18 protein-coding genes and 1 other RNA gene are annotated in these 26129 nt (G+C 73.2%); 12 read left to right on the top strand and 7 right to left on the bottom strand.

Annotation, left to right across the window (positions count from 1 at the left end):
- Positions 1–11 precede the first annotated feature (11 nt).
- Together AB0J57_RS28795 and AB0J57_RS28790 are read left to right on the top strand one after the other, a co-directional pair.
- Positions 12–2237, top strand: a complete 2226-nt coding sequence (locus AB0J57_RS28795) for a CDP-glycerol glycerophosphotransferase family protein (protein WP_366131245.1) — start codon at positions 12–14, stop codon at positions 2235–2237.
- Positions 2234–3877 carry a glycosyltransferase family 2 protein gene (locus AB0J57_RS28790; RefSeq protein WP_366131244.1) on the top strand — a complete coding sequence of 548 codons (1644 nt, stop codon included), beginning with the start codon at positions 2234–2236 and terminating at the stop codon, positions 3875–3877. Before AB0J57_RS28795 ends, AB0J57_RS28790 begins: the two co-directional genes overlap by 4 nt.
- On the opposite strand, the gene AB0J57_RS28785 is transcribed toward AB0J57_RS28790, so the two are convergent.
- The 5 genes from AB0J57_RS28785 to AB0J57_RS28765 form a co-directional block, all read right to left on the bottom strand.
- Positions 3874–6105 (bottom strand): bifunctional glycosyltransferase family 2 protein/CDP-glycerol:glycerophosphate glycerophosphotransferase, encoded by a 2232-nt coding sequence (locus tag AB0J57_RS28785; RefSeq protein WP_366131243.1) that lies wholly within the window; start codon positions 6103–6105, stop codon positions 3874–3876. The genes AB0J57_RS28790 and AB0J57_RS28785 overlap by 4 nt on opposite strands.
- Before the next feature lie 68 nt (positions 6106–6173).
- Positions 6174–7067 (bottom strand): carbohydrate ABC transporter permease, encoded by an 894-nt coding sequence (locus tag AB0J57_RS28780; protein ID WP_366131242.1) that lies wholly within the window; start codon positions 7065–7067, stop codon positions 6174–6176.
- Entirely contained in the window at positions 7064–8413 is a 1350-nt protein-coding gene (locus AB0J57_RS28775) for a sugar ABC transporter permease (RefSeq protein WP_366131241.1), read from the bottom strand. The genes AB0J57_RS28780 and AB0J57_RS28775 overlap by 4 nt, the downstream gene beginning before the upstream one ends.
- Before the next feature lie 4 nt (positions 8414–8417).
- On the bottom strand, positions 8418–9821 hold the full coding sequence (locus tag AB0J57_RS28770; protein WP_366131240.1) for an ABC transporter substrate-binding protein: 1404 nt from the start codon (positions 9819–9821) through the stop codon (positions 8418–8420).
- A gap of 133 nt (positions 9822–9954) precedes the next feature.
- Complete coding sequence (locus AB0J57_RS28765; RefSeq protein WP_366131239.1) at positions 9955–13149, bottom strand: FtsK/SpoIIIE domain-containing protein; 3195 nt, start codon at positions 13147–13149, stop codon at positions 9955–9957.
- A 442-nt stretch (positions 13150–13591) separates the two neighbouring features.
- Here AB0J57_RS28765 and AB0J57_RS28760 point away from each other — a divergent pair, with 442 nt between their 5' ends.
- From AB0J57_RS28760 to AB0J57_RS28745, 4 genes are all read left to right on the top strand, one after another.
- Positions 13592–15247, top strand: a complete 1656-nt coding sequence (locus tag AB0J57_RS28760; RefSeq protein ID WP_366131238.1) for a serine/threonine-protein kinase — start codon at positions 13592–13594, stop codon at positions 15245–15247.
- A 126-nt stretch (positions 15248–15373) separates the two neighbouring features.
- A complete protein-coding gene (locus AB0J57_RS28755) occupies positions 15374–16609 on the top strand; it encodes a serine/threonine-protein kinase (protein ID WP_366131237.1) in 1236 nt (411 codons plus the stop codon).
- Positions 16610–16658: 49 nt separating this feature from the next.
- Positions 16659–17765: a peptide chain release factor 2 gene (gene prfB, locus AB0J57_RS28750; RefSeq protein ID WP_366131236.1), complete on the top strand. Its 1107-nt coding sequence runs from the start codon at positions 16659–16661 to the stop codon at positions 17763–17765.
- A 370-nt stretch (positions 17766–18135) separates the two neighbouring features.
- On the top strand, positions 18136–19128 hold the full coding sequence (locus AB0J57_RS28745) for a hypothetical protein (RefSeq protein ID WP_366131235.1): 993 nt from the start codon (positions 18136–18138) through the stop codon (positions 19126–19128).
- Positions 19129–19215: 87 nt separating this feature from the next.
- Here the strand turns inward: AB0J57_RS28745 and AB0J57_RS28740 are convergent, their stop codons facing one another.
- Positions 19216–19407, bottom strand: coding sequence for a hypothetical protein (locus tag AB0J57_RS28740; protein ID WP_366131234.1), 192 nt, complete (start codon positions 19405–19407; stop codon positions 19216–19218).
- Positions 19408–19685: 278 nt separating this feature from the next.
- Here AB0J57_RS28740 and ftsE point away from each other — a divergent pair, with 278 nt between their 5' ends.
- The 5 genes from ftsE (at position 19686) to ssrA (ending at position 23648) form a co-directional block, all read left to right on the top strand.
- On the top strand, positions 19686–20375 hold the full coding sequence (gene ftsE / locus AB0J57_RS28735; RefSeq protein ID WP_064072157.1) for a cell division ATP-binding protein FtsE: 690 nt from the start codon (positions 19686–19688) through the stop codon (positions 20373–20375).
- Between the two features lie 39 nt (positions 20376–20414).
- On the top strand, positions 20415–21335 hold the full coding sequence (gene ftsX, locus AB0J57_RS28730; RefSeq protein WP_366131233.1) for a permease-like cell division protein FtsX: 921 nt from the start codon (positions 20415–20417) through the stop codon (positions 21333–21335).
- A 67-nt stretch (positions 21336–21402) separates the two neighbouring features.
- A complete protein-coding gene (locus tag AB0J57_RS28725; RefSeq protein ID WP_366131232.1) occupies positions 21403–22590 on the top strand; it encodes a S41 family peptidase in 1188 nt (395 codons plus the stop codon).
- An 18-nt stretch (positions 22591–22608) separates the two neighbouring features.
- Positions 22609–23088 carry an SsrA-binding protein SmpB gene (gene smpB, locus AB0J57_RS28720; protein ID WP_366131231.1) on the top strand — a complete coding sequence of 160 codons (480 nt, stop codon included), beginning with the start codon at positions 22609–22611 and terminating at the stop codon, positions 23086–23088.
- Between the two features lie 190 nt (positions 23089–23278).
- Positions 23279–23648: a transfer-messenger RNA gene (ssrA, locus tag AB0J57_RS28715) on the top strand.
- Positions 23649–23708: 60 nt separating this feature from the next.
- Here ssrA and AB0J57_RS28710 read toward each other — a convergent pair.
- Complete coding sequence (locus AB0J57_RS28710) at positions 23709–25037, bottom strand: MFS transporter (RefSeq protein WP_366131230.1); 1329 nt, start codon at positions 25035–25037, stop codon at positions 23709–23711.
- A gap of 84 nt (positions 25038–25121) precedes the next feature.
- Between AB0J57_RS28710 and AB0J57_RS28705 the strand changes: the two genes are divergently transcribed.
- Positions 25122–26087: a LysR family transcriptional regulator gene (locus AB0J57_RS28705; protein WP_366131229.1), complete on the top strand. Its 966-nt coding sequence runs from the start codon at positions 25122–25124 to the stop codon at positions 26085–26087.
- Positions 26088–26129: the final 42 nt, after the last annotated feature.

Genomic DNA, 26129 nt, shown 5'->3' with positions numbered 1-26129 from the left:
ACCGCCCGCCCATGCCCACACTCAGCGTCATCGTCTCCGGCCCCGCCCCGCTCGGCCGGCTGCGCGCCTGCCTGGACAGCGTCACCGCCCAGACCCCGCCCGACCTCGACATCGTCGTCACCGTCCCCGGCACCGACGGCCCCGCGCGGGCGCTCGCCGCCCACCACGAGCTGCGCGACCCGCGCGTCACCGTCGTGCCCGTCGCCCCCGGCGCCCCGGCCGCCACCGCCCGGGCCGCCGCGGCCCACGCCGCGACCGGGGACCACCTCCAGTTCCTGCACCCCGCCACCGACCGGCTGCCCGACGGCGCGGCGGCCACCCTCACCGCCCGCCTCCGCGCCCTCCCGGCCCCACCGGACGTCCTGCTCTTCGACCACCACCACGCCCACTGGTGGGACGACACCGTGCCCAGCGGCTCCACCGACCTCCTCGCCGCCGCTGCCGGCCCCACCACCCTCGCCGCCCGCCCCGCGCTCCTCGACACCGCGCCGCTCCTCGGCAACCGCCTCATCAGCGCCCGGCTGCTGGCCGAACACCCCGAGCTGATCGGCACCGAAGGCCACGACGAGCTGTACCTCTCGTACGCCGTCCTCCTCCTCGCCCGGCGGATCACCGCCACCACCGCCGTCGGCCTGATCCGCCACAAGGACCGCCCCAGCCAGCGGCGCGCCGCCGGACCCGAGCAGCACTTCGCCGCCTTCGGCCAGTACGAACGCCTCCACCAGCTCGCGCACGCCGCGGCCGCGCCCACCGCCCTCCGCGCCCGGCTCTACGACCTGATGGTCGGCGACTACCTGACCACCCTCGCCCGGCGCGACGAACTGCCGCCCGCCCTCCTCACCGAGTACTTCCGGCGCGCCGCCCGCCACACCGCCCGCTTCCGCCCCGAGGGCCACCAGCGGCCCGGCGGCCTCGACGGCGTACGCCACGCGCTCCTCGGCCACGGCGCCCACCTCGCCTACCGGCTGCTGCGCATCGCCAACGACAAGCGCCGCGCCGCCCAGGCCGGCGCCGCCACCCGCGCCGAGAAGGTGTCCGCCGCCCGCGCCCGCCACCGCTACCGCCGCAGGCTGCGCCGGAGCATCGACGAGGACCTCGCCGTCTTCTCCGCGTACTGGGGGCGCGGCGTCCACTGCAACCCCGCCGCCATCGCCGCCGAACTCGCCGAACTGGCCCCCGACATCCGCCAGGTCTGGATCGCCGACCCCGACCGCGTCCCGCTGCTGCCGCCCGGCACCGACCACGTCGTCCCCGGCACGCCCCGCTACTGGGACGTCCTCGCCCGCGCCAAGTACCTCGTCAACAACGTCAACTTCCCCAACAGCGTCGTCAAACGACCCGGCACCATCCACCTCCAGACGCACCACGGCACCCCGCTCAAGCGCATGGGCGTCGACCAGCGCGACCACCCCGCCGCCGCCCAGGGCCTCAACCTCGAAGCCCTGCTGGAACGCGTCGACCGCTGGGACTACAGCCTGTCCGCCAACAGCCACTCCACCGAGACCTGGCAGCGCGCCTACCCCGCCGGATACCGGTCCCTCGACTACGGCTATCCCCGCAACGACATCCACTACCGCGCCACCGCCGCCGACGTCCGCACCGCCCGCGCCAAGCTCGGCATCGAGCCCGGCCACCGCGCCCTGCTGTACGCCCCCACCCACCGCGACTACCAGACCCGCAGCCGCTGGGCCCCCCGCCTCGACCTGCCCCGGCTCGCCGACGACCTCGGCGACGACACCGTCCTGCTGGTGCGCGGCCACTACTTCCACGACCGGCTGCCCGCGCCGGTACGCCACGACCGCGTTCTCGACGTCACCGGCTACGACCCCGTCGAGGAACTCGCCCTCGCCTCCGACGCGCTGATCACCGATTACTCGTCGATCATGTTCGACTACGCCAACCTCGACCGCCCCATCGTGCTGCACACGGACGACTGGGAGACGTACACCGCCACACGCGGCGTCTACTTCGACATCACCGCCGAGCCGCCCGGCCACGTCACCCGCAGCCAGGACGAGCTCACCGGCATCCTCCGCGACGGCACCTGGTGCGACGAGGCGGCCGCGAAACAGCGCCACGACTTCCGGCTGCGCTTCTGCGAGTACGACGACGGGCGCGCCGCCGAGCGGGTCGTACGCCGCGTCTTCCTCGGCGAGGGCGAGGAGAGCCTGCCGCCGGTCCTGCCACTGGAGCGGCGCACCCCCGCCCCCACGCCCGAGGAGGCCACGCGGCCATGAACGCCTTCCCCGACGTGACCGTCACCGTCATCGTCCACAACGACGCCGAGCGGCTGCCGCGCGCCGTCGCCTCCGTACGCGCCCAGACCCACCGGGACATCGAGATCGTCATCAGCGACGACCACTCCACCGACGCCACCCCGCAGGTCGCGGCGGAGCTGGCCGAGCGGGACGACCGCATCCGGGTCGTGAGGCTGGAGCGCAACAGCGGCGGCTGCGGCGCACCCCGCAACCGCGCCCTGGAGACCGCCCGCGCGCCCTACCTGATGTTCCTCGACAGCGACGACGAACTCCCGCCGCGCGCCTGTGAACTGCTGCTCGCCGCACACGCCGAGGCGGACGTCGACTTCGCGATGGGCGCGGTCGAACGGGTGCGCACCGACACGGGGGACGTCTCCCCCTGGATGGCGCACCTGTTCGCCCGGCGCCGCACGGTCCGGGGTATCGAGGACGAGCCACGGCTGCTGTTCGAGCCGCTGTCGACCAACAAGATGTACCGCAAGGAGTTCCTGGACCGGCACGCCCTCCGCTTCCCCGAGGACGTCCACTACGAGGACCAGCTCTTCTCCGCCCGCGCCTACACCCTCGCCCGCGCCTTCACCGTCATCACCGAACCGGTCTACCGCTGGTACATCGCCCCCTACGCCCCCTCGGAAGCCGCGACCATCTCCAACCGGCGCCACCTGATCTCCAACGTCCGCGACCGGGTCACCGTCGCCCGGCTGATCGACGACTTCCTGGCCGGGCACGGGGTGTCGGCGGCGGTACGGGAGGAGAAGGACCACAAGTTCCTCTCCCACGACCTCCGCCTGTACGCCGGTGACCTGCCCTACCGGGAACCGGCATGGGTCGAGGAGTTCGCGGCCGAGGTGCTCCCCTACCTGGAGGGACTGTCCGCCGCCGCCTTCGGGCGCATGCGGCGCGACGAGCGGGTCGTGGTGGGGCTGCTGCGCGAGGGCCGGTACGAGGAGGCCCGGCTCGCCGCCCGGGGGCTGGGCCAGGGCGTCGGCCCCCGCCGCACGGTGACGGACGGCGACGGGCGTACGTACTGGGGGAGCGTGCCGCCCCGGACACCGGCCGGGCGGGCCGACCTCGACCTGACGGAACTGGACCTGGAAGGCTGCCCCTTCGGCTCCGCCCGGTTCCGGCACGAGATCACCCGCGTGCGGCGCGGCGAGGACGGCGCCGTCGAGCTGCGGTTGCGCACCTACGACCCGGGGCGGCGCCTCCCGCTCGCCCCGCTGCCGGCCCGCCTGCACGTCTCACCCGGCGGGCGGCGGCTGACCGTGCCGCTGCGCATGGACCCGGCGGGGCGGGGCGTCTTCGAGGGCGCCGTACGGCTCGACGTGGCCGCCGCCTCGCTGCCCGTCCACGGCTTCCGTGGCGTGCGGCACCCCGTGCTGGAGGTCACCGACGGGCGCACCGGCAACACCGGGGTGCTGCTCGCGCCCCTGGACTTCGCGCCCTTCGAGGTGCCCGGGGCGGGGCGCCACCGCGTCACGGTCGAACCGGAGGGGCGGGAGGCGGGACGGTTGCAGCTCCGCTGGCGGCCCGGGGGAGTGGCGGGCAAGCTGCTCGGCCCCGTGGTGCAGCGGGGACCCGTGCGCCGGGCCGCCAAGGCGCTGATCGGCTCCCGCTAACGCGGCGCCGGGAACAGGACCGCCCCCGCCCCGCCCAGCGACGGGGCCGGGCGGCGCTCCTCCAGCGGGACGACCGGCGGCAGGGCCCCCGGGTCCTCGCCCAGGAACAGGTGCCGCACCACCCGCTCGGCCGCGTACCCGTCGTCGTACGGGCAGAAGCGCGCCCGGAACGCGGCCCGCAACTGCGCGGAGCGCGAGCCGCGCCAGTGGCCGGAGGCGAAGATGTCGATCAGCTCGTCCTGCGTGCGGGCCACCGCGCCTGGCGGGAAGGCCCGCACGTCGAAGTAGGTGCCACGGGCCGCTTGGTACGCCGCCCAGTCCTCGGTGTGCACGACGATCGGCCGGTCGAGCACCGCGTAGTCGAACATCAGCGACGAATAGTCCGTCAGCAGCGCGTCGGACGCGAGGCAGAGCTGCTCGACGGACTGGTGCTCCGACACGTCGATGACCCGGGGGCTGCCCGTCGCGGCGAAGGGCGCGCCGTGCGTGGGGTGCGGGCGGGCGAGGACCACGTACCGGGGGCCGAGCGCCCGCAGCAGCCGCTCCAGGTCCACCAGCGGCGGCTGCGGGCGCACGTAGTCGCGGTGCGTGGGGGCGTAGAGGATCGCGGTGTGGCCCTCGGGGATGCGCAGCGACTCGCGGAGCCGGGCGACCTCGGCGGCTGTGGTCCGGTGGAAGACGTCGTTGCGCGGCGAGCCGAACTCCAGCGTGCGGTAGGCGGCCGGGTAGACCCGCTCCCACACCAGGCTGGAGTGGCGGTTGGCGGACACCACGGCGTCCCACTTGTCGATGTTGCGCAGCAACTGCGCGAAGTCCATGTCCCGCGCGGCCGCCGGCCTGTACTGGAGGTCCAGGCCCATGTGCTTGAGCGGTGTGCCGTGCTGGGTCTGGATCAGGAGCTGGCCGCGCCGCTTGACCAGCCGCCGGTCGAAGTTGACGTTGTTCACCAGGTACTTGGAGCGGGCCAGCGCCGTCCAGTACGCGGCCGACCCCGGGCGCAGTCTGCGCGTCGCGGGCGGCACGGTGTGGAAGTGCTCGGGCCCGCACACCCAGGCCGTGCGCACGTGCGGGGCCAGCTCACGCACCCGCTCCTCGATGGCGGCCGGGCCGCACGCGTAGCCGCGGTTCCAGTAGGCGGCGAACACCGCCCGGTCCTCGCGCAGCGGCAGGCAGAGCTGGACGCGGTAGTGGAGCTGGAGCAGCGCGCCGCGCAGGGCCCGGGTGCCGGAGGAGGCGTACCGCCCGGTCCGCTTCAGTTGCGCGCGGGCGGCCGTGATGGCGCGGTACGTGCGGTGGCTGCCGAGCCGGACCAGGGCGTGGCGCAGCCGCGTGGTGAACTTGGGCGTGGCGCCGCGCGTGCGGAAGCGGCGGTAGTGGCGGCGGGCGCGGCGGAAGAAGTCGGCGCGCGAGCCGCGCGGGAGGCGGCCCCGGGCCGAGAACACGGACGTGAAGTGGTCCGCCATGCGCCGGAACAGCACCGGCCGCCAGCGCGCCAGCTCGGGGCGGGCGTCGATGAACGCGAAGACCCGCTCGTACTGCTCGAACAGGTCGAAGTGGCTCAGGCTGGTGGTCCGCAGGATCGAGCCGGTGCGGCGCTGGCGGTAGTGGACGCAGACCCGGTCGAGCGTCGCGATCGACCCGGCGGCCATCAGCGCCGGGTACGTCCACGGGGTGTCCTCGTAGAAGCCGGGCGGGAAGGTGAACCCCTCCCGCTCGACGAACTCCCGCTTGTACGCCTTGTTCCACACCACCATCAGGACCTTCAGCAGCCCCGGCCGCTCGGTCAGCGGGAAGGGCGCCGGGCCGGCCTCGGAGAGGTGGCTGCGGAACTCGTGGCGCACCGTCTCCCCCGACCAGTAGACGCGGGCGTAGTCGTACACCAGGAGATCGGGCGAGCCGGTCTCCTTCAGGCGGTCGGCGATGGCCTGGAGGGCGCCCGGTACGAAGGTGTCGTCGCCGTCCAGGAAGACGATGTAGTCGCCGCTCGCCCGGGCGAGCCCCGCGTTGCGGGCGGGCCCCAGCCCGGCGTTCTCGGGCAGGTGCACGGCGACGACCCGGCGGTCGCGGGCGGCGAACTCGTCGATGACCGCCCCGCAACCGTCGGGCGAACAGTCGTCCACGGCGATCAGCTCCAGGTCCTCGAAGGACTGGGAGAGCACCGACTCCAGGCACTCGTGCAGATAGGCCTGGACCTTGTACGCGGGGACGATGACGCTGAACCGGGGCATGGCCCGGGAACGTCGGATGAACCGACCGGGTTACGCCCGCCGTGGCATACGGGGGACGGCCACGTACCTCATTTGACCGCACCCGCCATCACACCGGAGACGAACTGCCGCTGGAAGGCGAAGAAGACGGCCAGGGGTATCACCATCGACACGAACGCGCCGGGCGCCAGGATGTCCACGTTGTTGCCGAACTGCCGCACCTGCTGCTGGAGGGCGACCGTGATCGGCGGCGACTCCGAGTCCGCGAAGATCAGCGCGACCAGCATGTCGTTCCACACCCACAGGAACTGGAAGATGCCGAGCGAGGCGATGGCCGGGCCGCCGAGCGGCATGACCACCCGCGTGAACAGCCGGATCTCGCCCGCCCCGTCCAGCCGGGCGGCCTCCAGCAGCTCGCGCGGGATCTCCGCGAAGAAGTTGCGCAGCAGGAAGATCGCGAACGGCAGGCCGAACGCCACGTGGAACAGCACGACGCCCAGCGTCGTCTCGAAGATCCCGACCGCGCCGAACAGCTTCGACACGGGTACGAGCGCCACCTGCACGGGCACCACCAGCAGCCCGACCACGACCAGGAACCACCAGTCCCGGCCCGGGAACTCCATCCACGCGAAGGCGTACCCGGCGAGCGAGCCGATCACGACGACGAGGACGGTCGCCGGCACGGTGATCAGGACCGTGGAGAGCAGCGAACCGGTGATGGTGTCGTTCTCCAGGATGTTCGCGTAGTTGGTGGCGGTGAGCTGGGCGGGCGCGGTGAACACCGTCCACCAGCCACTCGCGTTCATGTCGGCCGGGTCGCGCAGCGAGGACAGCAGCAGCCCCACCGTCGGCATCAGCCAGAACAGCGCGACGAGGACGAGGAAGACCCGCATGACCCCGCCACCGGTCCGCGCGGCGATCCGCGCGGCCACCGACGCCTTCGGCCGGTTCGTGCCGCTGAGGGTGCCCTGGGTGCCGCTCATCGCCGGGTCTCCTTCCGGATGCGCCGGATGTTGAAGAACATCACCGGGATCACCAGCAACAGCAGCAGTACGGAGATGGCGCTGCCCACGCCGAGGTGCGCGTCCGTGCCGAACGACGAGCGGTAGAGCTGGAGCGCCAGCACGTTCGCGTCGTCCTGCACCGAGCCGGGCGCGATGATGAACACCAGGTCGAAGATCTTCAGGACGTTGATCATCAGGGTGACCAGGACCACCGCGAGGACCGGCGCCAGCAGCGGGACCGTGACGCGGCGGAAGACCTGCCACTCGTTGGCGCCGTCCACCCGGGCGGCCTCCAGCAGCTCGCGCGGCAGGCTCGCCAGGCCGGCGGCGATCAGCACCATCGCGAAGCCCGCCCACATCCAGAGGTAACTGCCGATGATGGCCGGGGTGACCAGGGACGGGCCGAGCCAGTCCACGCCGTTGTACCGCTCCCGGAAATTGCTCTCCGGCAGCTTCAGATACGCGCCGTCCGCCTCCTTGGGCAGGGAGAACGTGCCGTCGGCGGCCGCCGTCGCCGTGGCGACGACCCGGCCGTCCTTGACCGCCTCCACCTTCAGGCCCTTCAGGCCCAGCTCCTTGGCGTCGATGGTGTTGGACGTGCCGCCACCGCCCCGGGTGAAGTCCAGCCACGCCGTGCCCGACACCCCGTCGCCGGACGGCTCCGGCGCCTTCGCCGGCTGGGCGTCACCCGGCATGTCCGGGGGCGCCACGCCGATCAGCGGCAGCCTGGCGGGCGTTCCCGCCCGTACCGGCTCCTTGGTGATGAACGCCCCGCCGCCCGCCGCCTTCAGCGGGTGGACGCCCAGCGGGCGCGCCTTGGGGTAGCCGGCCGTCTCGGCGAACGTGTCGTGCACGCCCACCCAGACGGCGTTGGCGACGCCACGGTCCGGGTCCTGCTCGTACACCAGCCGGAAGATGATCCCGGCGGCCAGCATCGAGATCGCCATCGGCATGAAGACGATCAGCTTGAACGCCGTACCCCACCGCACCCGCTCCGTCAGGACCGCGAAGATCAGGCCGAGGGCGGTGGCGACGGTCGGCGCGACCACGACCCAGACGGCGTTGTTCTTGACGGCCGTGAGGATCGTGTCGTCGGTGAAGATCTCGACGTAGTTGTCCAGCCCGGCGAAGCCGCTGCCGGCCTGGTCGAAGAAGGACCGGTAGACCGAGTACCCGATCGGGTAGACCACGAGCGCGCCCAGCAGCACCAGCGCGGGCAGCAGGAAGCCGGCCGCGACGAGCTTGCGGGTGCCGGTGACGCTCTTGCGCGAACCCGGGGGCACCGGCGACGTGCTCGCCGCGCCCCCCGCTGTCGGCGCCGCCATGGCGTCAGCTCTGGCCCTTGAACGCCTTGGCCGCGTCGGCCTCCAGCCTCGCCTGCGTACCCGCGATGTCCTTCGGGTTCTTCAGGAAGTCCTGGAGCGCCTTCCACTCGCCCTTGCCGGGCGTCCCGCCGAACGACTGCGGCATCTGGTCCGACATGTCGAACCGGAAGTCGTCGCCCGCCGCGATCAGCGCCTTGCCGATGCCGCGCTGGACGTCGTTCGGGTACGCCGCCGGGTCCATCGACTTGTTGGGCGAGATGAACCCGCCCTGGCCCGCCCAGATGCTCGCGGCGTCCGGGGACGCCAGGAACGTCAGCAGTGCCTGGGTGGCGGGCTTGTCGGTCAGCGCGACCGCCACGTCGCCGCCGGTCACCACGGGCGCCTCGGACCCCACCGCCGGGAACGGGAACACCTTCGCGTCCTCGCCGATCTTCGCCTCGGTCTGGGCGATGTTGATCGAGACGAAGTCGCCCTCGAAGACCATCCCGGCCTTCGGCTGGTCGCCGCCGGTGAACGTCTGCGTGACGGACGCCGGGAACTCCGTCTGGAGGGCGCCCGCCGCGCCGCCCGCGATCAGGTTCGGCTTGCCGAACAGCTCGGCGAGGGTGGTCAGGGCCTGTTTCACGGACGGGTCGGTCCACTTGATCTCGTGCTTGGCCAGTTGGTCGTACTTCTCCGGCCCCGCCTGCGAGAGGTAGACGTTCTCGAACCAGTCCGTCAGCGTCCAGCCGTCCGCGCCGCCGACCGAGAAGGGCGTCACCCCGGACGCCGAGATCGTCTCCGCCGTGCCGAGCAGCTCCTTCCAGGTCTTCGGCTCCGACACGCCCGCGTTCTCGAAGACGGCGGTGTTGTACCAGATCAGCGACTTGTTGGCGGCCTTGAAGTACACGCCGTACTGGGTGCCGTTCACCGCCCCGAGGTCCTGCCAGCCCTTGGAGTAGTTCTTGGCCAACTGCGCCTTGGCCCCGGCGCCGGCCGGCTTGGCCCATTTGCGCTCCACGGCCTGGTGGAGCGCGCCGACCTGCTGGAGCATCGCGACGTCCGGCGGGGCACCGCCCGCGATCTTCGTACCGATGTAGTTCAGCATCGCGTCCTGCGTCGGTACGTAGGCGACCTCCGCCCCGGTGCGCTTCTCGAACTCGTCGAGGACCTTGGTGAACGCCTCCTGCTCCGGGCCCGTCCACACCGCCACGACCTGGACCTTCTGGCCGTTCAGCTTGGGCAACTGAACGGTCGCCCCACCGGTCTTGGTGTCCTTGTCCGGCTCGGAGCCGCCCCCGCCGCCGTCACCGTCGCCGCAGCCGGCGAGGGCGAGCGCGCAGGCGGCCGCCAGCGCGGCGGCGGCCCTGGGCGCCTTGCGAGTCGTGCGTGTCCAGCGTGTCCTGCGTGTCCGAAGAGTTGTGCGCATCACTGCCCCGTCTCTTCCGTGCGCGTACGCGTCCCGTCCGTCAGGTCTACGCCGGGCGTACGGGGGTCGCAATACCGCCTTCCGTGTCAACTCGGGGATCGTGATCCGGTCGTGACGTCCCGTCAGCGCCCTCTTACTGGTGCTGGGGCGTGGTGAGCGGGGGCAGCGGCGTCGCCTCGACCGAGCGGGCCGCCCGCTCCAGCGCGCTGGCCAGCAGCGCCAGGTCCGTCGGGCCGTTGCCCAGCTCCCGCACCGGGCGACGGGCCGGCGGGTCGCCCATCCGTTCCCACTCCAGCGGCACCACCGTGGGCCGCTGCGTCGCCGTACGGGGGATCCGCCCGGTGACCCGGCCGCCCTGGAACGGCGTCACCCGGCCATCCGGGTGCCCCAGCCGGCCGCGCCCCGGCGCCGGGACGTCCGGCCCTGGGGAGGCGGGCGGGGCGTCCAGCACCACGCGCAGCCGCGCCGCGCGGGCCAGCTCCGTGTCGGCCGTGCGGTCCGGGCGGGCGGACGCCGCCACCAGGTGCACGCCCAGCCGGTGGCCGTCCCGGGCCACGGCCTCCAGCGCCCGCACCACCGAACCGGCCGCGGGGCGGCCCGGGCTGCCCAGCGCGGGCGCGACGAGCGCGTCGTAGTCGTCGACCAGGACGACCAGGCGCGGCAGCGGCGGCGGGACCTCGTCCTCGGCGGTACGGGCGGCCGGGCGCAGCCGCAGCGTGCCGGAGGGCGGGGTGTCGAGGTCGCCGGGGGCGGGCGGGCGCTGCCCGACCATGCGGTCGGCGACCTCCCGCTGGGTGTGCCACTCGGTGAACTCCTTGCGGCCCAGCAGCTCCGCGCGGCGCTTCAGCTCCGCCCCGAGCGCCTGGGCGAACTCCCGCATCCGCACCGGGTCGGAGGCCACCAGGTGCTCGGTGGCGTGCGGCAGCTCCGTGCAGGGCGCGAGCCCTTCGCCTCGCCCGCCGCCCGCGCCGTCGACGAGCAGCAGGCCCAGCCGGTCGGGGCGGGACGCGGCGGCCAGGGACGCGGCGACGGTACGCAGCAGCTCGGTGCGGCCGCTGCCCGCCGGACCCTCGACCAGCAGGTGGGGACCCTCCGCGGTGAGGTCCACGGCCAGGGGCCCGCGCGGGCCGGTGCCCAGCACGGCGGTGCCGTCCGGGGCCGAGGCCCAGCGGGCCATCAGGGACGCGGGCGTGGCCCGGGCCAGCCCCAGCTCGTCCAGCAGCCGGGACGACGGGGGCAGCGGTACGGAGGCGGCGCGGGGCGCTGTTCCCACCGCGACCCCGGCTTCGGTTCCCTCGGCGCGGTCCGCCCGCAGCGGGGCGAGGGCCCGTGCGAACCGCTCGGCCCAGGCGGCCGAGACCGCGTCGACCGTGCCGACGGTGCCATGACCGGCGGGCTGCCCTCCGGCCGTACGCATCAGGCGCAGCGCGGTCGCCACGTCCCCCGACAGCAGCGCGACGGCCCCGCACTCGCGGAACGCCAGGGACGCGGCGCACGCCGTCTCGTACGTCGCCGCGACCGGCGACAGCGGTGAGGCGGCCGGGGTCTCGGCCAGGCAGACGAGGTGGATGCCGGCCGCCGCGCCCGCCGAGGCGAGCCGGGCGGTCGTCTCACGCAGCGCGGCGGAGCCCGGATCGCCGTCGACGATCACGACCGTGCGCGTGCCGTACGCCGCGTCGTGCTCCTCGGCGGCCCGGGCGACGGCCTTGCGGTCGGCGCTCGCCCAACCGGGGCCGAGCGGCCCGTCGTCCAGCCGCCGGGTGAGCTCGGCGGCCCGGGCGGCCGCCTGCTCCCGGTCGTACGCGAGGAGCAGCCGGCAGTCCTGGCCGTGGCCCGGGCGCACATGCGGCAGCCAGCCGAGCCAGCTCCACTCGCGGCCGCGGCCCGCGCCGCTGATCAGCACGATCTCCAGGCCGGCGGGCGCGTGGAGCGCGGCGAGCTGTGCCACGACGGAGCGGGCCAGGCCCAGCAGCCGCGCCCGGGGCCCGGCGAGCCCGAGCGAACCGGCCTCGCGCAGCCCCACCGTGACGGGCACGGCGGCCAGGTCGGCCCGGTCGGTGGTGCCGAGCCGCACGACCAGCGCCTCCGGGTGGCCGGGGCCCCGCTCCCACAGGCGCGGTCCCGGGCCGAGCGCGGTGAGCAGCACGGCCGCCGGGTCGGGCCACGTCTCCTGGACGGCCCCGCCCGCGAGCGCCGCCGGGACGGGCCCCTCCGGCGCGTGCGCCGCCTCGTCGCCCCGCCCGCCGCCCGCGAACCGCCGCGCCCATGCGCCTATGCCCCGCTTGCGGGCGGGTGGGGCGGGTGCCTCTTCGGCGGGTGGCTCTCCGGCGGGGGTGCCCGGACGTGCGCCCGGGGCGGCGCCCACGGGGGTGCCGCGCGGTGGGGTGGCCTGCCGGGCGCTGCCGCCCTGGTGGGGCACGCCGCCGAGCGGCGAGCTTCCGGTGGGTGCGGCGGCGGTGGGCGGCGTGGCGGTAGGTGGGGCGCCGTCGGGGGCGTGCGTAACCGCCGGGCCGGCGCCGTCCGGGCCCGTGGGTGTCTCGCGGGGGGCGGGCGGTCCGGCACTTTGGCGCGGCAGCCGTGGGTGATGGGCCCCGCCCGCCGGTGCGCCGCCCGCCGGTGCGCCGCCCCCGGGGGTGCCGCCCGCCGGGCCGTCCTCCGCCCGGGAGGGCGCCGCGCCCGCGCGGGACACGCGGAGGTGGCCCTCGCCGTCGGGGGCGGTCGGCAGCGGGGCGCCGTCCGCCGTGGGCGGGCCCGCCGTCAGCCGCAGCGACGACTCGCCCAGCCGCAGCAGCGCGCCCGGCGCCAGGCGGACCGGACGGGTGCCGACCTCGGCGCCGTCCAGGGTGGTGCCGTTCGTGGAACCCAGGTCCGCGACCGTGACCCGGCCGCTCTCGGTGACGGTGACCGCGGCGTGCAGCCGGGACACGTCCGGGTCGTCGAGGGGGACGTCGGCGTCGGCGGAGCGGCCGATCCGGATCTGGCCGGCGTGCAGCAGGTGGACCCCGCCCGCGTCCGGCCCGGCCACCACGTGCAGCCGCGCGGCCCCGCCGTCCAGCGGCGCCCGGTCCTCCCCGGGCACCTGGAGCGAGAGCACCGCGCCGTCCACCAGCGGCGGCTCGCCCAGGACACGGCGCTGGACGTCCAGCCGCTCCCCGCCCGCGTACAGCACGACGGCGCCCGAGGAGTCGGCGCCCGACACGGCGGCCGCCAGCCCGCCCGCGACGGCGGCCAGCGCGGTCCCGGCCGGGGCGGTGACAAGCACGTCACAGGCTCGCCCGGCGGCCTGGCCGCCGGGCGGCGCCGCGAGGACGGTCAGCCGGATCTGCATCGCCGTCAGCGGTCCCTTCTGCGCGGCGCGCCCGGCAGGGGAGGGGATGGCCGGTCTCGCTCGCCCCCCACCCGCCACGGACGCGTCGTCCGGTCAGGTCGGCACGGACCACGAGGCTCCCGACCCCGCGATGGGCCGTGCTGGAGGCATCCTCCCACCTGCCACTGACAGCCCGTCGCCGACCCGGGCAGAAATGATCTTGATCGTTCGCACCCGATCAGGAAAACGCCTGCTTGCGTACGGCTTGGGATCATGTGGACCGGCGCAGGTCGTGTCACCCTGGCAACCGTGTCCCGTTCGAAAGCGTCTTGCAGGGTCGAACGGGACCGGAAGACGACCCGCCGGTGTGCCGCTCTCCGGCACTACAGTGGGTCGGACACCCGGGCGGGCCCGAGAGGGAGGCACGGGCCAGGCAAGGACCACGATCCAGGGAGCGCATGACGTGCGGCCGGTAGGCAGCAAGTACCTGCTCGAGGAGCCGCTCGGACGCGGCGCCACGGGCACCGTCTGGCGAGCCCGCCAGCGGGAGACCGCGGGCGCCGAGGCGGCCGTACCGGGCCAGCCCGGCGAGACCGTCGCGATCAAGGTCCTCAAGGAGGAGCTCGCGAACGACGCGGACGTGGTGATGCGGTTCCTCCGGGAACGCTCCGTCCTGCTCCGCCTCACCCACCCCAACATCGTGCGGACCCGCGACCTCGTCGTCGAGGGCGACCTCCTCGCCCTGGTCATGGACCTGGTCGACGGCCCGGACCTGCACCGCTACATCCGGGAGAACGGCCCCCTCAGCCCGGTGGCCGCTTCCCTCCTCACCGCCCAGATCGCCGACGCGCTCGCCGCCAGCCACGCCGACGGCGTCGTCCACCGCGACCTGAAGCCCGCCAACGTGCTGCTCGCCGAGCGGGACGGCCAGATGCACCCGATGCTCACCGACTTCGGCATCGCGCGCCTCGCGGACAGCCCCGGCCTCACCCGTACGCACGAATTCGTCGGCACGCCCGCGTACGTCGCGCCCGAGTCCGCCGAGGGCCGGCCGCAGACGTCCGCCGTGGACATCTACGGCGCGGGCATCCTGCTGTACGAGCTGGTCACCGGCCGCCCGCCGTTCGCCGGCGGCACCGCGCTGGAGGTGCTGCACCGCCACCTCAGCGAGGAGCCGCGCCGCCCCTCGACCGTCCCGGGCCCCCTGTGGACCGTCATAGAGCGCTGCCTCAGCAAGGACCCGGACCGCCGCCCCAGCGCCGAGAACCTCGCCCGGGCCTTGCGTACCGTCGCCGCCGGCATCGGCGTCCACGCCACGCCCGCCCAGATCGAGGCCGCCGAGGGCGTCGGCGCCCTGCTCGCCCCCGACCCGGCACCGGCGCAGGTCCCCGAGACTCCGGGCGCGGCGGACCCGACACAGGTGCTGCCCAGCAACGCGGGCCAGTACGACCCCAACGCCGCCACCAGCGTGATGCCCACCAACAGCGCGGGCGCGGCCGACCCGACCGCGGTCATGCCGCCCGTACCCCCGCGCCCCGACGGCCCGCCGCAGCCGGAGGAGCCGCACCCGTGGCAGACCCAACTGCGCGCCGCCCGGGACCGCAACGAGCAGACCCAGGTCCAGTACCTCGACCCGAGCCAGGACCCCCTGCGCCGCCGCCCGCAGCGCCAGCAGCCCCCGCAGCACCAGCAGCAGTACCCGCCGCAGCACCAGCAGCAGAGGCCGCAGCAGCGCCCGCCGCAGCGTCAGCAGTACGCGCCGCCGCCGCCCCCGCAGCAGCAGTACCCGCCGCAGCGCCACCAGCCGCACCCGCCGCAGCAGCCCCAGCAGCCCGCCCCGCGCCCGCCGCGCGAGCCGCGCCCGCCCCGGCAGCGCAGCGCCAACCCGATGCGCATCCCGGGCCTCGGCTGTCTCAAGGGCTGCCTGTTCACGATCGTGCTGTTCGTCGTGGCGGGCTGGCTCATCTGGGAGCTGACCCCGCTCCAGGACTGGATCGCCGAGGGCAAGAGCTACTGGCAGGCCATCAGCGACGGCGTGTCGACGGTGTCCAGGTGGATCTCGGAGATCGGCGACAGCACCGGCACCTCCGGCGGCACCGGCACACCCTCCGGGCAGTGACCCGGCCTCCGGGCAGCAACCCTGCCGATTTGTCGACTTCCGAGGGGTGATTTCCCCTCGGAGGTGAATACCGGCGCCCGCGCCCGCGTAACTTGGTCGGGAACGCCAGCCGCTGAGGGAGCAGTCTTGGCACGGAAAATCGGCAGCCGGTACACGGCCCACCAGATCCTGGGGCGGGGAAGTGCCGGAACGGTGTGGCTCGGCGAGGGCCCGGAGGGCCCCGTCGCCATCAAGCTGTTGCGCGAGGACCTGGCCTCCGACCAGGAGCTCGTCGGACGCTTCGTCCAGGAGCGCACCGCCCTGCTCGGGCTGGACCACGCGCGCGTGGTGGCCGTCCGCGACCTGGTCGTCGACGGCAACGACCTCGCGCTCGTCATGGACCTGGTGCGCGGCACCGACCTGCGCACCCGACTGGACCGCGAGCGCCGTCTCGCCCCCGCGGCGGCCGTCTCGATCGTCGCGGACGTCGCCGAGGGCCTCGCCGCCGCGCACGCCGCCGGGATCGTCCACCGTGACGTCAAGCCGGAGAACATCCTGCTCGACATGGAGGGCCCGCTCGGCCCCGGCGGCGCCCACCCCGCCCTCCTCACCGACTTCGGCGTCGCCAAGCTGATCGACACCCCGGGCCGCACCAAGTCCACCCGCGTCATCGGCACCCCCGACTACGTGGCCCCCGAGATCGTCGAGGGCCTCCCGCCCCGCGCGGCGGTCGACATCTACGCCCTGGCGACGGTGCTGTACGAGCTGCTGGCGGGCTTCACGCCGTTCGGCGGCGGCCACCCCGGCGCCGTACTGCGCCGCCACGTCACCGAGACCGTCGTCCCGCTGCCCGGCATCCCGGACGAGCTGTGGCAGCTCATCGTCCAGTGCCTCGCCAAGGCCCCCGCCTCCCGGCTGCGCGCCTCCGAGCTCGCCGCCCGGCTGCACGACCTCCTCCCGCTCGTCGCGGGCATGCCGCCGCTCGACGTCGACGAGCCGGACGCCGAGCCCGCCCCGGAGCCGTACCAGGACGACCCCTACCCGACGATCCCGAACGCCCCGCGCCGGGCCGCCGTCCCGCTGGTACCCGGCTCGTCCACCGACTCCAACCGGGACACCCACACCTCGATGCGCGTCCCGGCCCCCGACGAGCTCTCCGGCGGCCCCCACGGCACCGCCCGTGCCCCCCGCCCGGCCGGCGGACGCCGCCCCGGCTCCGCCCGCCACAAGTCCGGAACCGTCCGCAAGCGCCGCCTCACCCTCGGTATCGCCGCCCTCGCCCTCGTCACCGCCGCGGGGGTCGGCGGTTACGTGGCGACCAGCGACGACGACCCGGGCGCCCCGCCCCAGGACTCCAAGCAGTCGGCCCCGTCACAGCCCTAGGGCCCGCCTGGGGGCCCGGGGTGTCGCACGCAGCCGTTACGCTGGTGTCGTGGCAGTCGTCGATGTATCCGAAGAGCTGAAGTCCCTCTCCTCGACCATGGGGTCGATCGAGGCCGTCCTGGACCTCGACAGGATGAGGGCAGACATCGCCGTGCTCGAGGAGCAGGCCGCGGCCCCGTCCCTGTGGGACGACCCGGAGGCGGCGCAGAAGATCACGAGCAAGCTTTCGCACCTCCAGGCCGAGGTGCGCAAGACCGAGGCGCTGCGCAGTCGCATCGACGACCTCGCCGTCCTCTTCGAGCTCGCCGAGGAGATGGACGACCCGGACACCCTCGCCGAGGCCGAGGCGGAGCTCGTCTCCGTCCGCAAGGCGCTCGACGAGATGGAGGTCCGCACCCTCCTGTCCGGCGAGTACGACGAGCGCGAGGCGCTGGTGAACATCCGCGCGGAGGCCGGCGGCGTCGACGCCTCCGACTTCGCCGAGCGCCTCCAGCGCATGTACCTGCGCTGGGCCGAGCGGCACGGGTACTCGACGGAGGTCTACGAGACGTCGTACGCCGAAGAGGCCGGCATCAAGTCGACCACCTTCGTCGTCAAGGCCCCGTACGCCTACGGCACGCTCTCGGTGGAGCAGGGCACGCACCGCCTGGTCCGCATCTCCCCGTTCGACAACCAGGGCCGCCGCCAGACGTCCTTCGCGGGCGTCGAGGTGCTGCCGGTCGTCGAGCAGTCCGACCACGTCGAGATCGACGAGTCCGAGCTGCGCATCGACGTCTACCGCGCCTCCGGCCCCGGCGGCCAGGGCGTCAACACCACCGACTCGGCCGTGCGCATCACGCACATCCCGACCGGCATCGTGGTCTCCTGCCAGAACGAGCGCTCGCAGATCCAGAACAAGGCGAGTGCGATGAACGTCCTCCAGGCGAAGCTCCTTGAGCGCCGCCGCCAGGAGGAGCAGGCCAAGATGGACGCCCTCAAGGGCGACGGCGGCAACTCCTGGGGCAACCAGATGCGTTCGTACGTCCTGCACCCGTACCAGATGGTCAAGGACCTGCGTACGGAGTTCGAGGTCGGCAACCCGCAGTCGGTCCTGGACGGCGAGATCGACGGCTTCCTGGAAGCGGGCATTCGCTGGCGGAAGCAGCAGGAGAAGTAGCGGTTCGCGTTCCGGCGCCGGACAGCCCGTCGAGCGGGTGGTCCGGCGCCGTTCGCGTACGCGGCCCCAATTCGCTGGCGCAAGCGGCCTGTTGGCCGTCACCTCGCTTTGTCGACAAGGAAACCGGCCTATGGCGGGCCGGTGTTCGCCGTTTACGTCACAGTTGCATCGTTGCAGGCCAGGCAAGTGTGATCATTCCGGGCATCGCACGCGCAACCGCCTTGACGCTTGTGCGAAAACTGGGAAAGCTGACGCGCGGCATGCGCATGACTGGGGCGCGTGTGATCGGGGGCAACTGAGCAGGACCCCCAGCGTCCGCTGCCCCGAGCGCTGCTCCACTGACGAATCAGCTACTGGGGGTAGCAGGCAGATGACCAAGAAGACGCGGGTCCGCGTGGCGCGGATCGCAGCCGGCGCGGTGATCGCGGCCGGAGCGTCCCTGACCGCGGCCGGCGCCGCCTCGGCGGTCGGCATAGACGTCAACGTCGCCGGCATCGGCGTCCGGGCGGAGGCGGACGAGAACGGCCTGGAGGCCGGCCTCGGTATCGGCGACGGCACGGACGGCGGCAACGACACCGTCGGCCAGATCGCCGGTGGCACGACCGCGGGTGGCGGCACCGCCACCGGTGGCGGTGACACGACCACGGGCGGCACGGTGACCGGTGGCGGCACCGTGACGGGCGGCGGCGACACGACCACCGGCGGCGGCACGGTGACCGGTGGCGGTGACACGACCACGGGCGGCACGGTGACCGGTGGCGGCACCGTGACGGGCGGCGGCGACACGACCACGGGCGGTGGCACGGCCACCGGCGGCGGCACCGTGACCGGTGGCGGCGACACGACCACGGGCGGTGGCACGGCCACCGGCGGCGGCACCGTGACCGGCGGCGGCGACACCACCACCGGCGGCGGCAACTCCGGCGGCAACGGCAACTCGGGCGGTAACGGCAACTCGGGCGGTAACGGCAACTCCGGCGGGAACTCCGGCGGTAACGGCACCTCGGGCGGCAACTCCGGTGGCTCCACCTCCACCGGCGGCAGCAACGGCGGTGACCAGGGCGGCTCCACCAACGGTGGCAGCACCGGCGGCGACCAGGGCGGCTCCGCCGGGTCCGCCACCGGCGGCGACGACGCCGGCACCTGCACCGTCGACCTCGACGGTGCCGAGTGCGCCGACAACACCGACACCGACTCCGCCGGCTCGAAGCCGGTCGAGCAGGGCCAGGCCAAGGAGGAGCTCGCCGAGACCGGCGCCGCCGAGACCTCGTTCCTGCTCATCGGCGCCGCGACGATGATCGCCGGTGGCATCGGCTTCCGGATGCTGCCGCGTCTCGTGGGCGGTGGCCGTACGGCCGCGTAACGTGCCGTAGAGCGACGGAAGGGCCCGGGCGGGCCATGATGGCCGCCCGGGCCCTTTCCGTGCGTACAGCGTGCGTACAGCGAAGCCTTACGCGGTCTGGTGGGCCAGCAGGGCCACCGCCGCGACCAGGATGACCAGCAGCGTCAGCAGAGCCACCGGGTTCAGCCCGCCGAAGGGTCCCTCCTGCTGGAGACGCTCCCGGTTCGCCCGGCAGACGGGGCACCGGCCCTCGCTGACGGGGGCCGCGCAGTTGGCGCACACCAATCGGTCATAGGTCATGCGCTCTCCTCCTCCCGCGCGGCGGAGCCGCAGACGCGGACCGTGCACTGACGCGGACTGTGCACACAGTTCTCTCCGCACAACGCTCAGGGAAACGCATCCGTTCCCCCTACCACTGTGCCAGCTCCGGAGAGTTTAGGCGCGCCCCGCCGGATTACCCCCGGTTCGGGCTTGTACCTCACCCGGACAAATGGCGCAAGGCAGGACGGCGACTGCACGCGGCATCCACAGTCGCGTATGGTCACGCACACCTACTCCCTGCCGACCGTGGTGCACCCGTGATCCGATTCGACAACGTCTCCAAGACCTACCCGAAGCAGAACCGCCCCGCACTGAGGGACGTCTCCCTCGAGATCGAGAAGGGCGAGTTCGTCTTCCTGGTGGGGTCCTCCGGCTCCGGAAAGTCCACCTTCCTGCGGCTGGTGCTGCGCGAGGAGCGCGCCAGCCACGGCACGGTGCACGTCCTGGGCAAGGACCTCGCCCGGCTGTCCAACTGGAAGGTGCCGCACATGCGCCGCCAGCTCGGCACCGTCTTCCAGGACTTCCGCCTGCTGCCCAACAAGACCGTCGCGCAGAACGTCGCGTTCGCGCAGGAGGTCATCGGCAAGCCGCGCGGCGAGATCCGCAAGGCCGTCCCCCAGGTCCTCGACCTCGTCGGCCTCGGCGGCAAGGAGGACCGGATGCCCGGCGAGCTGTCCGGCGGTGAGCAGCAGCGGGTCGCCATCGCGCGCGCGTTCGTCAACCGCCCGATGCTGCTGATCGCCGACGAGCCGACCGGCAACCTGGACCCGCAGACCTCCGTCGGCATCATGAAGCTGCTGGACCGGATCAACCGCACCGGTACCACCGTGATCATGGCGACGCACGACCAGAACATCGTCGACCAGATGCGCAAGCGGGTCATCGAGCTGGAGAAGGGCCGTCTCGTACGCGACCAGGCGCGCGGCGTCTACGGCTACCAGCACTAGCGGCTACCAGCACTAGCAAGGAAAGGCTGAACGCACGCGATGCGCGCCCAGTTCGTACTGTCGGAGATCGGTGTCGGCCTCCGTCGCAATCTCACGATGACCTTCGCCGTCATCGTCTCCGTGGCTCTGTCCCTCGCCCTCTTCGGCGGTGCGCTGCTCATGCGCGAGCAGGTCAGCGTGATGAAGGACTTCTGGTACGACAAGGTCAACGTCACGATCTACCTCTGCAACAAGAACGACGCCGCGGCCGGCGGAACGTGCAACAAGGGCGCGGTCACCGCCCAGCAGAAGAAGGAGATCGAGACCGATCTCAAGAAGCTGGACAACCTCGTCGAGAAGGTCCACCACGAGACGGCGGACGAGGCGTACAAGCACTACAAGGAGCAGTACGGCGACACCGCCATCGCCAGCATCATCACGCCGGACCAGATGCAGGAGTCGTACCGGGTCAAGCTGAAGGACCCGGAGAAGTACAAGGTGGTCGCCACCGCGTTCGCGGGGCGGCCGGGTGTGCACTCGGTGCAGGACCAGCGCCAGACGCTGGAGAACCTCTTCCAGATGATGCGGGGCATGAACGTCGCCGCGCTCTGCGTCATGGCGCTGATGCTCGTCATCGCGCTGATGCTGATCGTCAACACCGTGCGGGTGTCGGCGTTCAGCCGGCGCCGGGAGACGGGCATCATGCGGCTGGTCGGCGCGTCGAGCTTCTACATCCAGATGCCGTTCATCATGGAGGCCGCCGTCGCCGGCCTGCTGGGCGGTGTGGTGGCCTGCGTGATGCTGCTGGTGGGCCGGTACTTCATGATCGACGCGGGGCTCAACCTCGCCGAGAGCATGCCGCTGGTGAACTTCATCGGCTGGGACGCGGTGGTCACCGTGCTGCCGCTCGTCGTCGTCATCGGCCTGCTGATGCCCTCGCTGGCGGCCGCCATCGCGCTGCGCAAGTATCTGAAGGTGTGACGATCGCCCCTGGCGCCGTACGGTCAACAACCGTACGGCGCCTTTCGCTTGTCCTAGAGTGGTCGCCATGCTGGGCCCCGAGTTCTGTACCCGGCCCCGCGGCGTCCGGAGCCGCGGGGCGGCCCTCACATTCGTCTTCGCCTCCGTCCTCGTCGCCGCCGCGGTGACCAACTGCCTTCCCCAGGACGGCGAGGACCCGGGCACCCGAACCGTCTCCCGGGCCGCGCCGAGCCCCGGCGCCGAACGCGGTCCGGTCGACCAGCGGGAGCTGGCCCGCGCGGCGGCCGAGGCCATGGCGGACGGCAAGTCCGGCGCCAAGGCGGCCAAGGAGGTCGTCAGCCGCAGCGGCGACCGGTGGGGCGCCGTCTACGACCAGCGCGAGTACGAGGAGTTCGAGCAGGCCCTGGACGGCCGGTACACGGGCGTGGGCCTCTCCGCCCGGCGCGCCGCCGACGGCCGCATCGAGGTGGCCCGCGTCCAGGGCGGCGGCCCGGCGGCCCGGGCCGGCCTGAAGGCCGGGGACCGCATCCGCACGGTCGACGGCCGCCCCGTCGACGGCCGTTCCGCCGCCGAGGTCGTCGCCCTGCTGCGCGGGGACGGCGCACCGCCCGGCTCGGTGGTCGCCGTCGGGGTGCAGCGCGGCACGCGCGCGTGGACCGAGTCGCTGCGGCGGGCCAGGCTCGCCACCGAGGACGTGACCGTGCAGCGGCTGGCCGACGGCTCCTTGCGGATCAGGGTCGCGGCGTTCACCAAGGGCGCCGGACAGCGGGTGCGGGACGCGGTCCGCGGCGCCCCGGCGGACGCGGGCGTCCTGCTGGACCTGCGGGGCAACAGCGGCGGCCTGGTCACCGAGGCGGTCACTGTGGCCTCCGCGTTCCTGGACGGCGGCCTCGTCGCCACGTACGACGTCCACGGCAGGGAACAGGCGCTGTACGCCGAGCCGGGCGGCGACACCGTCAGGCCCCTGGTGGCGCTGGTGGACGGCGGCACCATGAGCGCGGCCGAGCTCCTGGCCGGGGCCCTGAAGGACCGTGGCCGGGCGGTCACGGTCGGTAGCCGGACCTTCGGCAAGGGGTCGGTCCAGATGCCGAGCCCCCTGCCCGACGGGTCGGTCGCCGAGCTCACCGTCGGCCACTACCGCACCCCCGCCGGGCACAGCGTCGACGGCCGGGGCATCACCCCGGACCTGGTGGCCCCCGATCGCGCCGAGGAACGGGCCCGCACAGTATTGAGTGGCCTCGGGGGCGGCTCGTAGTGCGAAAATGGCGGCACTATGGCTAAGGAAAAAGGGCGCAAGCTGATCGCGCAGAACAAGAAGGCGCGGCACGACTACCACATTCTGGACACCTACGAGTGCGGTCTGGTGCTGACCGGCACCGAGGTGAAGTCGCTGCGCCAGGGGCGGGCCTCTCTCGTGGACGGTTTCGTCCAGATCGACGGCAATGAGGCATGGCTGCACAACGTGCACGTACCGGAGTACAGCCAGGGCACCTGGACCAACCACAGCGCACGGCGGAAGCGGAAGCTGCTGCTGCACCGGGTCGAGATCGACAAGCTGGAGTCCAAGTCCCAGGAGACGGGTCACACGATCGTGCCCCTGTCCCTGTACTTCAAGGACGGCCGGGCCAAGGTCGAGATCGCGCTCGCGAGGGGCAAGAAGGAGTACGACAAGCGTCAGACGCTCCGCGAGAAGCAGGACCGGCGCGAGGCCGAGCGTGCCATCTCGGCGGTCCGCCGCCGCCAGCGGGCGTGACGTCCGGGGCCGGGAACACACCGGCCCGGCCGGGCGTCGACACCTGCGTGCCCGGTTCTGGGACGCCTCAGGGGACACCCGGGGGACGCCTCGGGAATACGCTGGCACCGTCGTACGTTGGTCACGTACGATGGCACCTGCCTCTCACGGCAGAGGCGCGGCCCCTCCGGGGGCATTGATAAATCAACATGGGGATGATCGGTTTCGACAGCGGATGTCGAAGCAGGGGAAGCGTGTCGAGGAAGCGGCAATGATCTCGTAAACCATATGTCGCAACCAATAATCGCCAACTCCAAGCGCGATTCCTTCGCCCTCGCTGCCTAAGTAGCGACTTGCGAAGTGTCAGCCCGGGGCTGTTCCCGACCCGGATCCTGGCATCAGCTAGGGAACTAAACCTCTGAACCCGGTCACGGGGTGCAGAGGGAAATCAAACAGTGACTGAGCCCGTCGGAGACTTGTCCGCGTGATCTCCGGGGCCGAGAAAAGCGCAGCGGACTGCACACGGAGAAGCCCTGGTTCTGCACCGTTGGACGCGGGTTCGATTCCCGCCATCTCCACGAGCGGTACCTCCGGGGGTTGCCCCCCGGACCCGTCATCCCATGTGGGCGAAGGCCCGGCCGTCACCGCGACGGCCGGGCCTTCGTCGTACCCGCCACTGCCAGGACCAGGGCGAGGGCCGCCGCCGCGACCGGCACCGCGTACCCGGCCCAGGCCCCGGCGTGCTCGACCGTCCAGCCGCCGGTCGCCGAGCCGGCCGCTATACCGCCGAGCAGGGCGGTGACGGCGAGGGTCATGCCCTCGTTGAGCTGCGCCGCGGGCGTCAGACGCTGGACCAGCGTCATACCCGTCACCATGGTCGGCGCGGTCGCCATCCCCGCCGCCAGCAGCGCGCCCGCCAGCGCGAGCAGCGAGCCGGTGCCGGCCGCCGCGAGCAGCGGCAGCGACATCAGCGCGGTCATCGCGGCGAGGCACCCCAGCAGACGGCGCCCCACGTGGCGCGCGGGCCGCACCGAGCCGTACACCAGGCCCGCCGCGCACGACCCCGCCGCCTGGAGCGCCAGTACGGCACCGGCCGCCGGGCCGTCCACGAAGGCGAGCGTGACGACCTCCATCGACCCGAACACCGCGCCCGTCGCCAGGAACACCGCCAGCAGTGCGGGCATGCCGGGCGTACGGAGCGGGGTGCGCGCCCCGCCGGCGCGGGGCGTGACGGGCGGCTCGGTGGCGCGCTGCGCGGCGAAGAGCAGCACCCCGGTGAGCAGCAGCACCGCGCCGGTCAGCGTGCCGGCCTCCGGGAAAAGGGCCGCGCACAGGAACGCGGCGAGCACCGGGCCCAGCATGAAGCACAGCTCGTCGGCGGCCTGCTCGAAGGCGTTCGCGGTGTGGACGGCGGCGGGGTCGTCCCGGTACAGGTGCGCCCAGCGGGCGCGGGACATGCCGCCGGTGTTGGGTGTGGTCGCGGTGGCCGCGTAGGCGGCGAAGAGCGTCCACGCGGGCGCGTGGTGGTGCACGCACAACAGCAGGGCGAGCGATCCGAGTACGGCGACGACGGTGGCGGGCACGGCGACCCGGGCCTGCCCGTACCGGTCGACCAGCCGGGCCGTGAACGGTGCCACCAGGGCGGTGGCGGCGAGCCCGGTGGCGGTGACCGCACCGGCGAGGGCGTAGGAACCGTATGCCCCGGCGATCATGATGACCGCGCTCACGCTGAACATCCCCATCGGCAGGCGGGCGATGAGGTTGCCCAGGGTGAACGCGCGCGTGCCGGGCAGCGCGAAGAGCCGGGCGTAGCGCTCCAGGGGTCTTGGTTTCCGGCGTGGCGTCCGGAGTGGCGTCCGCCGCGGGGCTTCGTAGCGCGGGTCGTCGTGGCGCGGGGCTTCGTAGCGCGGGGCGAGGATGGGGGACTCGGGGGTGAGGGCGAGCAGGGGAGCGTTCTTCGTTTGCGGCATGCGCTCAGCCTCGCCTCGCGGCCCACCGCCGGTCCAACACCTGGTGGGAGCCCATTGACGCGCCCGTGTTGTAAATTCCGGCGGGTGGCCCATGACATCGAACCACGGCTCCTCCGCGCCTTCGTGGCCGTCGCCGACGAACTGCACTTCACCCGGGCCGCCGCCCGGCTGTACGTCGCCCAGCAGGCGCTCAGCCGGGACATCCGGCGCCTGGAGCGGGAGATGGGCGCCGAGCTGTTCACCCGCACCACCCGGCAGGTGGCGCTCACGATGGAGGGCGAGCGGCTGCTGCCGTACGCGCACGCCGTGCTGGCGGCGTACGACGAGCTGGGCGCCGCCTTCGCCGACGAGGTGCGGCCGCTCCTGGTGGACCTCAACACCGATGGCCTGACGAGCGGCCGGGTGCTGGCGCGGGCCCGCGAACTGGCGCCCCAGTGCGAGCTGATGGCCCGCTACCAGAGCGGACTGACGAGCGCGGCCACCGAGATCGCCGCCGGGCGGCTCGACGTGTCCTTCGGGCGGTTCGCCGGGTTGCCGCCCGCCGTCCGTGCCCGGCTGTCGGCGCAGCCCGTACGGTACGAGCCGATGGCCGTGCTGCTGCCGGAGGGGCACCCCCTCGCCGGCCGGGCCGAGGTGGAACTGGACGCGCTCGCCGGGGAGTCCGTGTACGCGGGCGCCGGCAACCCCGCGACCAGGGAGTGGACCGACCTGGCCGAGCGGCTCTTCGCCGGGCGCGGCATCAAGGTCGCGCCGCCGGCGCCGGTGGCGATCGGCTTCGAGGAGTTCCGCCGGGTCATGGCCAAAACGCGTACACCAGTTCTGGCCGCCGTGGACTTTCCGGCCATGCCCGGGTGCGTCATGCGGCCGCTCGTCGGGCCCGTACCGCTGTCGCCCGTGTCACTGGTGTGGCGCAAGGGGCTGAAGCATCCGGGGCTCGACGCGCTGCGCGCGGCGGCGGCCGAGATGGCCGAGTCGGAAGGATGGCTGGAGATGCCGCCCGGAGCATGGCTGCCAGAGGGTGATTTGTTGCACATGTGTCCAAATGAATGAACCATAAGCACTCTTGTCATAAGCGTGCGCTACATTCATGGT

The organism is Streptomyces sp. NPDC049837, assembly GCF_040674455.1.
Classification (GTDB): Bacteria; Actinomycetota; Actinomycetes; order Streptomycetales; family Streptomycetaceae; genus Streptomyces.
The sequence above is the reverse complement of the archived record's forward strand: the minus strand, read 5'-3'. Positions and strand labels throughout refer to the sequence as shown.

Coding starts and splice junctions, on each gene's coding strand:
- AB0J57_RS28795 (WP_366131245.1), top strand. CDS start 12: ATGCCCACACTCAGCGTCATCGTCTCCGGCCCCGCCCCGCTCGGCCGG.
- AB0J57_RS28790 (WP_366131244.1), top strand. CDS start 2,234: ATGAACGCCTTCCCCGACGTGACCGTCACCGTCATCGTCCACAACGAC.
- AB0J57_RS28785 (WP_366131243.1), bottom strand. CDS start 6,105: ATGCCCCGGTTCAGCGTCATCGTCCCCGCGTACAAGGTCCAGGCCTAT.
- AB0J57_RS28780 (WP_366131242.1), bottom strand. CDS start 7,067: ATGAGCGGCACCCAGGGCACCCTCAGCGGCACGAACCGGCCGAAGGCG.
- AB0J57_RS28775 (WP_366131241.1), bottom strand. CDS start 8,413: ATGGCGGCGCCGACAGCGGGGGGCGCGGCGAGCACGTCGCCGGTGCCC.
- AB0J57_RS28770 (WP_366131240.1), bottom strand. CDS start 9,821: ATGCGCACAACTCTTCGGACACGCAGGACACGCTGGACACGCACGACT.
- AB0J57_RS28765 (WP_366131239.1), bottom strand. CDS start 13,149: ATGCAGATCCGGCTGACCGTCCTCGCGGCGCCGCCCGGCGGCCAGGCC.
- AB0J57_RS28745 (WP_366131235.1), top strand. CDS start 18,136: ATGACCAAGAAGACGCGGGTCCGCGTGGCGCGGATCGCAGCCGGCGCG.
- AB0J57_RS28740 (WP_366131234.1), bottom strand. CDS start 19,407: ATGACCTATGACCGATTGGTGTGCGCCAACTGCGCGGCCCCCGTCAGC.
- ftsX (WP_366131233.1), top strand. CDS start 20,415: ATGCGCGCCCAGTTCGTACTGTCGGAGATCGGTGTCGGCCTCCGTCGC.
- AB0J57_RS28725 (WP_366131232.1), top strand. CDS start 21,403: ATGCTGGGCCCCGAGTTCTGTACCCGGCCCCGCGGCGTCCGGAGCCGC.
- smpB (WP_366131231.1), top strand. CDS start 22,609: ATGGCTAAGGAAAAAGGGCGCAAGCTGATCGCGCAGAACAAGAAGGCG.
- AB0J57_RS28710 (WP_366131230.1), bottom strand. CDS start 25,037: ATGCCGCAAACGAAGAACGCTCCCCTGCTCGCCCTCACCCCCGAGTCC.